The sequence below is a fragment of the Okeania sp. genome, assembly GCF_983059655.1.
In genome coordinates this window covers 1-14257 of the sequence record NZ_CEZPJD010000124.1, presented here as the reverse complement: position 1 = coordinate 14257, position 14257 = coordinate 1, and the positions used below count along the sequence as shown (strand labels likewise).

General features: G+C 34.8%; 5 protein-coding genes. 2 read left to right on the top strand and 3 right to left on the bottom strand.

Annotated features, from left to right (window positions below):
- The 3 genes from AC3DU7_RS09805 to AC3DU7_RS09795 form a co-directional block, all read right to left on the bottom strand.
- On the bottom strand, positions 1 to 228 hold a 228-nt coding region (locus tag AC3DU7_RS09805; protein ID WP_488039165.1), incomplete at its 3' end, for a class I SAM-dependent methyltransferase.
- Between the two features lie 293 nt (positions 229 to 521).
- Positions 522 to 7970, bottom strand: a complete 7449-nt coding sequence (locus AC3DU7_RS09800) for a methyltransferase domain-containing protein (RefSeq protein ID WP_488039164.1) — start codon at positions 7968 to 7970, stop codon at positions 522 to 524.
- 104 nt (positions 7971 to 8074) lie between these two features.
- The gene (locus AC3DU7_RS09795; RefSeq protein ID WP_488039163.1) at positions 8075 to 9133 is read right to left on the bottom strand and encodes an FkbM family methyltransferase; all 1059 of its coding nucleotides are present in this window, start codon (positions 9131 to 9133) and stop codon (positions 8075 to 8077) included.
- Positions 9134 to 10824: 1691 nt separating this feature from the next.
- On the opposite strand from AC3DU7_RS09795, the gene ftsH3 reads away from it, so the two are divergent.
- Together ftsH3 and AC3DU7_RS09785 are read left to right on the top strand one after the other, a co-directional pair.
- Positions 10825 to 12666, top strand: coding sequence for an ATP-dependent zinc metalloprotease FtsH3 (ftsH3, locus tag AC3DU7_RS09790; protein ID WP_488039162.1), 1842 nt, complete (start codon positions 10825 to 10827; stop codon positions 12664 to 12666).
- Between the two features lie 1265 nt (positions 12667 to 13931).
- Positions 13932 to 14102 (top strand): hypothetical protein, encoded by a 171-nt coding sequence (locus tag AC3DU7_RS09785; protein WP_488039161.1) that lies wholly within the window; start codon positions 13932 to 13934, stop codon positions 14100 to 14102.
- Positions 14103 to 14257: the final 155 nt, after the last annotated feature.

Below are 14257 nucleotides of genomic sequence, written 5' to 3'. Positions count from 1 at the left end.
GGTAATATCTACTCCTGTAAATTCAGCTTCGGGAACAAGAGGCAATAATTTTTCAGCAAATAATCCTGTTCCTACACCTAATTCAAGTATTTTTTTCTGACCATATTTCATCAAAGAATAGACTGCATTAGCCATTCCTTGATAATCATAATTGCCTTGGGTCATCAAAAGGTCGTAATAATCAGTAAAACTATCATAATAATCGGTGATATTAGTATATTTATTCATATTGAATTTTGTGTAAATAAAGTGCGCCGCTAAATAAATAGGTTAGCTTTGAGTAATTATAAATATCTGGAAATCAAAGAATTAATTTAATATAGCAATGTGCGCTGGCATATTTACACATTATTTTTTGTACACCTTTTCACTTACTGTATTTTAAGCTGGACATTGTAAATATCTGAGCGCTCATTGCTATGGAAAAGGTAGGCAACAGGCAAAAAGAATATCGTTGATTAGTAAATACACAAATAATTTTATCCATCTACTTAGCACAATAATTTGATTGAAAAAAATCATCAATTTACCGCAAATTTTTGATAATCTTTAAGCAACCATTGAGGTAATTTAGTTATATCCTGAATTTGTAATTGTCCTTGACGACAATATAACATTGCTGCTAATAAATAATTTATAGCTTTTGGTGCTTCTATTCCTTTGGCAAGTTGAGTGGCTAACTGTTGTAGAAATGCTTGTTCGTTACTAGTTAATGCTTGATTTTGCATCCCACTACTGAGTAATGCTTGATAAGCTTTCCCCATTTTTCCTGAGTAAAAAGTTTCTAGTTTTTGTGGTTCTAAATTTATCCAAAAATCAGCCATTTGTTTTCTGATTTTACGCAACTCTTGAACTACAGATTCATCAGATGGATCAATATAGTAAAGATTCACACTGCCTAATAATTGATTGATAAATTTTTGCTGTGAAATGTCTACATCATCTGTTTGATTTGCTGTTAAAACTACATTTTTTTCCGGTTTAACTTCAGCAGTTGTGACTGAAGAATTTTCTAGTAGATGAGGAGATTTAGATTTAAAAGTTTTTTCCAACTTCTGGGCAACTTCTCGACTTTCAAATATCTGTTTATAATCTTCTATCAACCACTGAGGTAAACGATTTTTAGCATCTCGGACTAACATTTTGCTTGGAGGAAAATATAACATTGCCCCTAAAAGTGTATTAATAGCTTTTGGATTAGTTAAACCCATACTTGTTTCAGCTAATTCTTTGAGAAATTTTTGTTCATCTTCAGTCTGAGGTTCGTTTTGAATTCCACTTTTTAATAAAGCTTGATATGCTTGTCTAATTTTGCCTTGATAAGTAGTTTCTAATTCTTGAGGAGTTACAGCTAACCAAAAATCAGCTATTTGTTTACGAATTTCACGTAATTCTTCTATTAAAGATTGGTCAGTAGGGTCAATTTCATAGAGATTTACACAACCAATTAAACGATTGATAAATTCAGAAGTTAAATAATTTTTATCTGTAGATTCTATAGTTTTTGGCGCGTGAATATTCTGCCATTCATGGAATAATTTTTGAAATAATTTACCTATCTCTGTAGAGTAACTAAGACTGTCTAAAAATGAAGGATTTTGCCGCATTTTTTCTTGAATTTCTTGGCGCTTTTGTTGTCGCCACTCGGAATTAGTTGCCAGTTTCACCGCTAAATTAATATAAGTCTCTTCTCCATCAACAATAAGATCCTCGATATTAATTTCCCGTAACAAAGCGGACGCTTGCCTAAACCTTAAGGCATTTCCTTCTACGACAACTGGCGGTAGTCCTACCATTAAGGGATCTACTAGAGAAGTTGCTCCACCGTAGGGGAAAGAGTCTAAATATATATCTGCTAACTCTAAACATTTTTTGATATCTGATTTGCTTGGTAGTGCTTTAATGATGGCCAAGCGCTGACTATCAATACCATGTCGTTCTAAAGTAGCTCGCATTTGTTGGATAAAAGGTCTGACTTGATAAGAATTTGTCCAGTTGGGATTAAAGGGATACAGGACTAAAATAGAATTGGGCACTGCACTGAGAATTTTTGCCCAAGTCTCCCGCATCTCGGGTATGATTTTGTAGAAATTAGCACCAGAAATAAAGATGGTGGTTTCATCGCTTGCCCCCCAACTGGAGCGGTTAGGTTGGACGACTGGAAGAGCGTCGGCAATGGGGTCTCGGAAACATAGTCCGGAACCTTCTAGGTTGACCAATTTTTCCCTATAGTGTTCTTGGGTTGTTTCAGTCGGGGCGGTTAATTTGCCAGAGATATAATAGTCTATGGATTTCATCCCGGTAGTAGTGGGAGAATTAATAGATGTTACCTGGACTCTTGCTAGTCGGTTAATTGCCAGTAAGGTAGAATTTTTGATAGTAGCAGTAATATTAGAAGCGAAAAATAGAAGATCGAGATTGTCGCCACGAATAGTTTGTATTTGATTTTTTATTTCGTTTGGTAATTCTAGGAATTTATCGGCACGACTTTGACAATATTTTTCTAAGGGATGTCCGCTAGATTTTATTGCATAAAGAAATATCTCAAATTTACTCCGGTCTAAATATTCAAATACTGGGAGTAAAGAGTATGTTTCTGTTTGGGGAGAATAGTGATCTTTGAGAATTCCCAAGCGAATTTTTTTACGGTCATCAGGGCGAGACTCCATCGTATAATCTAACTGGAAGCCACTATTTTTAAGAACAAATTCGATAATTTCTGCCCGTTTGACGTAGAGATTTTTTAAATTTGGTGTATTCGTAAAATATATAGGTATCCAATTAGCATTTTCTACAAAAAATGAGGCGATCGCTTGCCATAATTCGGAGTCGGGATTTGTGGATATATTATTATGAACATAACTCAACCATCCATTCATAAAATGATAGTAATTATCTGTTTCTCCTATTTCTTGGAATAGTTGAGGAGAGGCAAACATAAATTTTAAATAGTGTGTAGCAAACCAGTTAGGAATGGGAGCTTTTTCATATTTAAGTTCTAGTCGATCTGCTCTTTGGTAAAGCATACCGGCTAAAAGATGTTTAATGTCTAAAGCTTGATTAAATCCTTTAGCAATATTTGCTTTTATTTCAGTGACAAACTTTTGCTCATTTTCGTTTAAGCTTTCGTTTTTAATACTGCTTTTTAATAAGGCTTTATGTATTTGACCTGGTTCTCCTATATAGGCAATTTTTAAATTTTCTAAGGTATCGATACTTAAACAAAAATCTGCAATTTTTTTTCTAATTTCCTGCAACTTCACTAAAGCAGATTTATCCAAATGGTTTTGTTGGTAAATTTGAATTTCTTGATTAACTTCTGCCAGCGAAGGTAATAAATTAGTTTCAATATTATCTACAGGTTTTTCTTGTTCTATTAACTGAGGTTCTAAAGATACTACTTGCTGATTTGTTGTCTGAATTAAAGAAGTTTCAGCCTCCGTTTCTGCATTAATCAAAATGGAAACCAATAAATTAATTACAGAGGAAGACTTACTGCATTTAAGACCTTCACGCATTTGAGCGATCGCTCCATTAGTATAACCTCCTTTCAACATAGAAGCAGCCATTCTCATTGCTTCTATAGCATAATTTTCCTTAGCTTGATTCGATAATTCTTCAGCCATATTTTTTGGTAAATAAGTTTGAGTAATTTCTATAGCTTTCCTCGCATTTTCTATATTACCGCCAGACTTGATTAAGGAGTAAGTTTCTGAAAAAAAATGTAAACGGAAACAAGCCAAAATTTTCGGTTCAAACCAAATAGGATAAAAAGCAGCTATTCGCTTCCAAATTTCCCAATCAGCGGCCGAAGCAGCTTGGGCACAAAAACCACCCAATTGTTCATAAGTTTCACGTTTAACAACCATTCCCACAACTTGAATACGTTGCTCAACAGTAATCTTTTCTAAGAAATTTTCTACAATACCAGGAGTATCTCTTTCCAACACAGATAAAAACTTTTCTTGGTCATTTTCATCTATATAATAGTGGCGACAAAATGCTGCTCCTACTGTCGTATTTTTTTCTATTCCACGACGCAGTTTTTCATAAAAACCAGGCAAGACAAAATCATCATCATGGAGTAGATGAACCCAATATCCTTTTGCTCTTTGTAGACAAATATTAAAAATTGGAGCTTGACCAATATCTTGGGGAAAATGTCGATAAAAATTAACCCTTTCTCCCCCTACTTTTCGGACAATTGCTTCTATTTCAGTTTGAATTTTACTATCGGGACAATCATTGATTACTTCTATTTGCATTTCCTCTGGAGGAGGTGCTTGTTGCAATACACTCTTGAGAGTTTGCTCTAAATATTTGACCTTTTTATAAGTAGGAATCATCACAGACCAAAACGGTCGATAATTACTATCTGGCAATGGATTAATTTCTGGATATTCAATACCCATTTGATTATTTTTCAGAGTAGCTATTCGAGGAATTTTTTCTATACCTACTTCTACTTGTTGTTCTCTCCTTACCGTTGCCCAAATCCAAGGTTTAGCAGATTTTAAATAAACTAAATTAAACCCCGCTGCCATTAATAAATCTTTTAACTGTTCTTCAGTATAAGCATTGCCAGAAAAATAATATTGCTTATCTTTCGCCCCTTCTTCATCAAAATTTCCTAAACTTTTAGCACTGTGGTCATGTACTTGAATTCTAAAATATCCCCCTGGTTTCAATACCCGAAATATTTCACGAAAATAACTTTTGACAACAGAAATAGAACGGATGTGCTGAAAAACTATCGTCGAAAAAACAAAGTCGTAATATTCATCAGACAACTGTTGTAAATCATAGCCATTATTAACATATACCTCTCCATTCAGTTTTCCATCTGCCAAATATTGCTTGGCAAACTGAATCATTTTTTCCGAAATATCTACACCATCTACCCGTGCAAAATTTTCTCGTAAATACTTAATAAGACGACCAACACCACAACCAATTTCTAATACCTTCCACTCTGGTTTAACAGGGAGACCTTGCAAAATTTGTGGCACCCAATTTTCGATCGACCTTTCCCAAGCTTGCTTTTTTTCTTCTGGGGAAAGAGTATCTATTCCGCTGTAAGCTAACACTCGCCCAAACATAGCTTCATCTAGAGAATTAACATTCCAAAAATGGCGCTGCATTTCTAACTGCTCATGATTTACTGGAAATTGAATTTTGCCTAAATTTTTCTTACCTTCCATAACAGATAATTCCTTTACTTTAATTTGATGAAAAGTCTGAATAAATACATCAGTCATAATCTTAGCCATTTGAGACCAAGAAAACTTTTGAGCTTGTGCTAAACCAGCAGTAATTAACTTTTCCCGAACTTCAGATTTTTGGACTTCATCCAAAGCATTTACCAACCCATTAATATCATTATCATTTATATATAAAGCCGCTGTTCCTGCCACTTCTGGAATTGAAGCATTTTTACAAGTAATAACCGGACAACCACAAGCCATTGCTTCTAAAATAGGCAGCCCAAAACCTTCATATTTTGAGGGATAAACTAAAGCGATCGCTCCTGAGTAAGCTAATTTTAATTCTTGGTCACTCAGTTTTAATAGATGAATTTTATTACCTGAAATATATTGGCTCAACTGAGGCTCTAATTTTTGATTTCCACCTATACAAATAATGTCAAATTTGGCAGAATTTTTGAATTTAGAAAAAGCTTGAAAAAATAAAATAGTATTTTTATAGCCTAGCCAACCTACTCTTTCGCCCACTATCAGAAAGTATGACTTATTAATATGATATTTCAACCGAAAATTAGTAACTTCTTGAGGAGTTGCTCTAGAAAATTTAGGTTCAATTCCGCAGGGAGCTACCCTAATAGAATTTGCAGATATTTGAGGAAAATATTTTATTAGGTCGCGAGCTGTATTTTCAGAAATTGCAATATAAGAAATTGCCTGTTTAATACTACGATGTTTTTCTTGCCATGAAGGACTATTAAGACTTTTTCCTAAAATTTCAGGAATCATGTCATAAGCCATAAATATAGATGGCGTTGAGATAGGTGTTGTGTAATAAGTAGAAATGAAAATATCGGCATTTTCCTCATCACATATTTTCTGCAACATTTGACGATCTGCATCTATTCTTCCGTAGTTATATCCGGGTACAACACGATATTTTATGCCAGGAATTTTAGGTGCAGTTTTTGCTCTGTCAAGCACTAAAATATTTTTACCAAAACTATCTTTTGACCATACTTCTAATAGAGATTTCCAGACACGAGCAATACCTGTATTATTTATTTGGAAAAAGACACCATCTATGAGAATCTTTAAATCCAATTGCTGCTGATTATTTTGTTTTTTTTCTATATTTTTTTCATGGTCTAGTTCAGTTAAAGGTTCTTTCCTTTTCTCAGGTTTATATCTACCCACCTTAAATATGCTGTAAAACTCGCGATTTGATAAACTTTTCTCTGTTAATAGGTGCAGAGATTCTCCATCCGAAAATAAGTTAAGTTTAAACTTTTGAGCAATTACAGATAATGCTTTTTTGGTAAATATAGAAATATGTTGACCTTCTTCCAAAGCATAATACCACCAATCATTAGGACGAGGATTATCAGGTGGTAATAGCTTTGTACTAAATAAAATATTTCTCGTTTTTTGAAGTATTTTATCAATTTCTGCCAGAGGATTTATGAAATGCTCAAATACTTCAAACGCCGTAATTATTTCATATTTCTCCTCCCTATCTATTTCTCCTTCCCATCCTTGATAAAAAATATTCTGGCAATACTTATCATATCCATAAAAATCTAATCCCAAGTCACGCATCATGCGGACAAATAAACCATATCCACAACCATAATCTAGGAATTTACCATTAGCATCAAAAAAGTTAAGAATCAAATTTTCTGTAATCAAAGAAAAATTCTGATTTCTAGAGACTAAACCCACATCACTACTAGCAATTGCTGACCTATAAGCTTCAGCTAACCAATAAGGATTTTCCGTTTGTACAAAACCACAATTAGAACATTGAAAATAGTCAACATTATATTTATTTAAAACCTTAGCCGTATCAAATTGATGCGATATAGAACCACAAACTTTGCAATGAACATTTTGAATCTGTAAACCACCACTAAACATTATTTTTTCTGTAAATTCATCAGCTTGAATATTACGAATAATAGAGGGAGGATGACTTAGAGGAAAAATCATTTCCTCCACAGACATATTCGCAAATCTATTAATACTAGAAGTGTGAGTAGCACCTTGACCAAAACCAATATTAGAAACTAAATTAACCTTGGGTAAAATAGTTAAACCATGATGATTCCAGCAAGCAAATATCCAAGCATAAGCCCAAGAATTAAACCCTTGATAATTCTTCTGAAAAATCTCCGACCAATATTGAACTTCCCTACTATTTTGTAGAATATTTTCTAACCACTTACTATCTCTAAGTTTCGACCATAACTGCATCGAATTATCATAATTTTGCCATGCTCTTCGCCAAGTTGCCCAACCCCAACAATGGGGATAGCGAGAGAAATAATAACTATATTCTGTCGGATTATTACCAAACTGAAAATTATCTCCAGATATAGCCATTACTTGATTATTATCTCGATATCTTTCTAATAACTCCTGACAAAATCGAAAAAAGGTTAGATGAGGTACACAGTCATCCTCTAAAATAATTGCTGATTTTACCAAACTAAAAACCCAATTTAACCCACTAGAAATACGTTCTCTACAACCTAAATTAATCTCAGAATAATTAGTCAAAACCTCACAATTCCAATCAACCTGATCGATTATCTTTCTTGCTGCTATACACTTCTCAACTTCTCCAGATTTATCCAGGCGAGGAGCATCAGCTATTACAAATAATTGAGGAGGCTTTACTTGACGAATTACCTCAAATACTTTTGCCGTTGTATCTGGTCGATTAAATATAATTATAACTACAGGAGTTGTTAATTTAAATTGAGTCATTTTTAGTTTAATAAGGAAGAAGGAAGAGGTAATTTCAGTTATCAGTTATCAGTTATCAGTACCTCCTAATAAAAGCTGATAGCTGACTGCTGACCGCTAAATGCTTACCTCGCTTTATATAAAATATCTTGATGAGACCTTTCCGGTAAAGTCTGATGTATAGAATTAGATAATACTGCAATAGGTTCATATAATGGTCTTAAAAAAGAGTCAATTGCTTTTCTATCTCTATAACGTACTTCTATTAACATAAATTTTGGTCGGTATTTATCAAAATCAATACCTCTCAACACATCTAATTCAAAACCTTCAACGTCCAACGAAAACAAATCTATATTTTCAACTCCATACTTGTCAAGAATTGCAGTTAATGTTCTTACTCGTACATCAATTTCATAACTATGATTTATATTTTGAACTTGACAACCCGCTTTTAAGTGAACTTTTTTTTCCTCCTCTGACTTGATAGCTCCATCAACAAAAGACATGAGATTACAATAGTACATTTTTATATAATCCTGACCATAATTAAAAGGAACCAAAGCATAATTTTCTACCACTGACTTAGACCGATTAATTCTACATTTTTCTGCTAACTCTGGTATTGCTTCTATCAAAATACCTTGCCAGTTTTTGTACTTCTCAAAATACAAAGTGTTACTTTGACTTATCCCATCATTCGCTCCAGCTTCAATAAAAAATCCATTTTCCCAATTTAAGTAAAAAGTAAGTTTAAGATCTAGCTGATTCAAAGCATAAGATTTTCTAATTAGATCTGGTTTTATTTCTAATGCTTTTTGCTGATAAATCTTAGCCTCAAATAATTTACCTTGTTGCTGTAAAATTTGACTAATACTCCAATATATATATGGCGATTTTGGTTCAAGCGTAATAACTTTTTGATAGTAAGCGATCGCCTGCTCTAGTTGACCTTTTTGGGAATAAATTTTGCCTAATTTTGCATAAACTACTGCCAAATTTGGTTGTAATTGTATTGCTTTATGGTAAGAACGAATAGATTTTTCAATTTGACTTTGGGAATAACAGACATCCCCTAATTCTTGGTAAGCTTCAGCAGCATAAGGTTGATTTTTAATAGCTTCGTAACAAGCCAAAATTTGATCATCTTGACTGCCTTGATTTTTATTTTGTCTTTTAGTCATTGCTTCACCTTGACCCAGAGAAATACCCAAACAAGATTATTTTTAGCTTAATAATTTTAAATCTGACAAAAAATCATATCTTTGACAAACAAACTAAGTACAAATTTTAGATTTTTGAGATGCGACTAAACCATAAAAATATATCCGTTTAAATCCTTGATTTTTCAAAAAAATATTGCTAAATTATTTTCCTTTCTATCAAAATTAGAGAAGACTCTCCAGCCAGTTTGTGATAATTTTTTTACATATTTCAACACATTTAACTTTCTCAATACCATCAATAATAATCACCACAATCATAATTATTAATTTCCTCAACATATCTTTGCCTATCTTCTATCAAATATCAAAACTAGCTTCACATTTTGAGAAATATAAGTTGAAATATTAGCAAAATAATCAGGATTATGTTCTACACAAATTACCTACTTGACTCGGTCAGCATACCAAAAAGTTGACCGTCTGCTCCCATATTCAAATACTCGAAAATCATTCTTTAACTTATCTTCAATAAACTCAATAGCTAGATAAGTATACCAGGGAAGAGAATGATAATTGTAATCTATAGCAATCCTATTTTATTTGTGTATAAAAATCTTACCGCTTTTGGGGCACAGGGAACAGATAACAGATAGGAGTTTCAGTTTTTTTATCTACTTTTTATTTAGGATTGCTATATAAATTTTCCCTCTTTGAGTAAATTGAGCCATCCTAAAGTTTCTAGATAGTTCAAATTAGCCATATTATTGGAGCATTGGTATTTGATATGATGAGAATTTAGAGAAACTGATAGAAAAAACTTCTACAGCCAATTACCAATTCAATAGTATAAAAGTAAGAACACTATAATTCTATAACTCTCAGCTAGCTATTAAAGAAACAAGGGTTTACTTAAAATAACCTATAGTAAAAAATTATGAGAACTACTTTTTGAGATTACCATAGACATCTACAAAAAAGAGGGAGTAGGTCGTAGGCGGAAAAAATTAATGAATCTATTACGATAATTAATTTGATTTTTTATAATTAGAGATGTCTCATATAAAAAGTGGTCAATAAATTCTAAAGTTTTACAATTAAATCCATGACCGTTTATATCATGTCTGGATAATTAAGTAGGTCGATGTTGAAAATTATCGTCATGCAAAGGAAGAAGGCATAGGGCAAAAGGGAAGAAAGTTTTGGGCAAGTTTACTTTTTGTTAGATACTTCTGTTTTTTTGCACCATCCTAATCTTAGTGAGAAAAAAACTTTTTCCATTCAAGCCTTTTTTTCCATTCAACATAACTACCTTTTGGTGCGGAATGCTGCCTGCACAGACAACATAGCTACCTTCCTTACTCCAAAATTTAAGTATTCAACCGAACATCATATTACCTGGACTTTAGGAAAAAACAGGTTAAAAATAAGGTCAAACCTTTATAAAGTAATGTTTTTACCTTAAATCAAACGTTTTCTTGGTATATCTACGTTTCAGCCATTTTAAGCAAGTTTAGGTATTTCCCTTGTTAATACTGGATTTGAAGCCATTTTCATTGTAAAAAATCTAAAAGTCCAGTTACTCGATCACCGAACAACATTATGTACTCTAACCACTGTGGTATGATATGAGAAATCAGTTAACATAAGTTAATATACCAGGATTAAAAAATAGTCCCAATAGTATAAAAAAATTAGGAGGAGCAACCCTAGTGAATAATAAAAGGTGGAGAAATGCTGGCTTGTATGCCCTATTAGCAATAGTAGTCATCGCCCTAGCAACAACATTTTTTGAGCAACAATCTCAAACTCTCGAACCCTGGAAATATAGTCAGTTCATTCAACAGGTAGAAAGTAATAACGTAGATAGAGTAATTATAAGTGCTGACCGGACAATAGCTAAAGTAAAAGTAGCCGATGGCACTGTCGTCGAAGTTAATCTACCAAATGACCCTGACCTAATCAACATTCTCACTCAAAATAATGTAGATATTTCCGTAGTGCCTCAGAATGAAGAAGGTATCTTAGTCAAAGCATTAAGCAGTTTATTCTTCCCTATCCTATTATTGGTGGGACTGTTCTTCCTACTACGTCGTGCCCAAAGTGGACCGGGTAGCCAAGCCATGAACTTCGGTAAATCTAAAGCTAGAGTTCAAATGGAACCCCAAACCCAAGTTACATTCGGCGATGTAGCAGGTATCGAACAAGCCAAACTAGAACTAGCAGAAGTTGTAGACTTCCTGAAAAATGCCGACCGCTTCACAGCAGTAGGCGCTAAAATTCCCAAAGGTGTATTGTTAGTAGGTCCTCCGGGAACAGGTAAAACCTTATTAGCTAAAGCTGTAGCTGGGGAAGCAGGGGTGCCATTCTTCTCCATCTCCGGTTCAGAATTTGTAGAAATGTTTGTCGGTGTAGGTGCTTCCCGGGTCCGTGACTTATTTGAACAAGCAAAATCTAACGCTCCTTGTATAGTATTTATAGATGAAATTGATGCAGTAGGTCGTCAACGGGGTGCTGGTTTAGGTGGTGGTAATGACGAAAGGGAACAAACCCTCAACCAGCTACTTACCGAAATGGATGGTTTTGAAGGCAATACAGGTATCATTATTATTGCGGCCACTAACCGCCCGGATGTTCTAGATGCTGCCCTACTCCGACCAGGTCGTTTTGATCGTCAAGTAGTAGTAGACCGCCCTGACTATGCAGGTCGTCTCGAAATTCTCAATGTTCATGCCCGTGGTAAGAGTCTTTCTAAAGATGTAGACCTAGAAAAAATTGCTCGTCGAACTCCTGGATTTACTGGAGCAGATTTGTCTAACCTATTAAATGAGGGAGCTATTCTGGCAGCTCGTCGCAACTTAACAGAAATCTCTATGGACGAAGTTAATGATGCTATTGACCGGGTATTAGCTGGCCCAGAAAAGAAAGACCGAGTAATGAGCGAGAAGCGCAAGGAACTTGTAGCATATCATGAAGCTGGTCATGCTTTAGTCGGAGCGTTGATGCCTGATTATGACCCAGTACAGAAAATTAGTATTATTCCTCGTGGTCGTGCTGGTGGCTTGACTTGGTTTACTCCTAGCGAAGACCGGATGGACTCTGGTTTGTACTCTCGTGCTTATTTACAAAATCAGATGGCTGTAGCTTTGGGTGGTCGTCTTGCTGAGGAGATTATTTTTGGTGATGAAGAGGTAACGACTGGTGCTTCTAACGATCTACAGCAGGTAGCCCGTGTGGCCAGACAAATGGTGACTCGGTTTGGGATGAGCGATCGCCTTGGTCCAGTTGCTCTTGGTCGTCAGAATGGTAATATGTTCTTAGGACGAGATATTATGGCAGAGCGTGACTTTTCAGAGGAAACTGCTGCTGCTGTTGATGATGAAGTGCGCAATTTGGTAGAGCAAGCTTATCGTCGGGCAAAGGAAGTATTAGTAACTAACCGTCATATTTTGGATAAGTTAGCCGAGATGTTGGTTGATAAGGAGACTGTAGACTCTGATGAGTTACAGGAGTTATTGGCAACTAATGATGTGAAGATGGCGGCTTTGATTTAGGCAGAAGGCAGTCAAGTAGGGTGCGTTAATGAAATGTAACGCACTTCCTCTGTCAAATATTTCTATCTCAAGTCTTTTGGTTAGTGCGTTTATGCTTGGCTAACTACTTATCTTTTCTGCTTTGGTGCTTCAGAAAATGTGTTGACTGTTACTCTATGCCCACAGGGATTATGACACGGATATACGGATTATTTGACTATTCATCTCCTCTGCTTGGGTAGCAAATGTACTAATATCATGTCCGGATAATTAGCGATCAAAAAAGTTTTTGTTTGTATAGCGCTGTGCGCAGGCAACAGGCAACAGGCAACAGGCAACAGGGGGAATAAATTGCTGATCATATAAGACTTTTAGCTATTAGGCCCATCCTGCAATTTGTAAATATACCAGCGCTCATTGCTATAGTAGGGCTTTAGCCCTTGAGATATCTATATTATTGCTAGAGCAATACTACGAGCTGTAATTATAACTATTCAACCGGACATGATATAACTGCTGCTCTAGGCTATGGAGTATTCAGGAATTTTTTCCCAGGAGCAATGCCACCTACATTTTCATTTTATGAAGCTCCGAAAAAAATTGCAGCTCAAAGGAATTTCCATTGCATCCTTACAATAATTCTGATATCATTATACTTAAATGGGGTTGTTCGTCCATGTGCATGACTTTTTATTCAACTAAATTTCTTGACTCAGAGGTGATAGAAGATCCGTTCTGCTGCGCGACCGAGTATTCATGAACTTTTTCCCAGGAGCAATACTAGAAATATTTTCATTCTCTGAAGCTCAAAAGCTACTTACTTAATCCCTCATCAAATCTTTCCATCCATAGCTATTGAGTAGGAAATTACCAAACTTCTCATTCTCTGAAGCTCCGAAAAAACGCAGCTCAAAGGAATTTCCATTGCATCCTTACAAAAATTCTGATATCGTAAGAGTTAGATGGGGTTGCTCGTCTATACACATGACTTTTTATTCAACTAAATTTCCTGACTCAGAGGCGATAGAAGATCCGTTCCGCTGCGCGACCGAGTATTCATGAACTTTTTCCCAGGAGCAATACTAGAAATATTTTCATTCTCTGAAGCTCAAAAGCTACTTACTTAATCCCTCATCAAATCTTTCCATCCATAGCTATTGAGTAGGAAATTACCAAACTTCTCATTCTCTGAAGCTCCGAAAAAACGCAGCTCAAAGGAATTTCCATTGCATCCTTACAAAAATTCTGATATCGTAAGAGTTAGATGGGGTTGCTCGTCTATACACATGACTTTTTATTCAACAAAAATTGCTTACTTGATTGTAAACAATCAAATCAACGGCAATTTGTATTACAACCAAAATGGCAGTAACAGTGGGTTTGGCAGTGGTAGTTTATTTGCCTATTCAGAAGGAAGTCATACACTAAAAGCTACTGATTTTTTCATTGATAATTAGAGTATCGGAATTCCATAATTAAGGAATAAAAATGTAGGGGTAATCTACTCATGGTTCACCTGCCAATCAGTAATAATTATATTTAGTAGAAACATAGCTTAGGAAATTATCACTCAGTCATTTCAGTTATCAGTTATCAGTTATCAGTTATCAGT

Coding starts and splice junctions, on each gene's coding strand:
- AC3DU7_RS09800 (WP_488039164.1), bottom strand. CDS start 7,970: ATGACTCAATTTAAATTAACAACTCCTGTAGTTATAATTATATTTAAT.
- AC3DU7_RS09795 (WP_488039163.1), bottom strand. CDS start 9,133: ATGACTAAAAGACAAAATAAAAATCAAGGCAGTCAAGATGATCAAATT.
- AC3DU7_RS09785 (WP_488039161.1), top strand. CDS start 13,932: ATGACTTTTTATTCAACAAAAATTGCTTACTTGATTGTAAACAATCAA.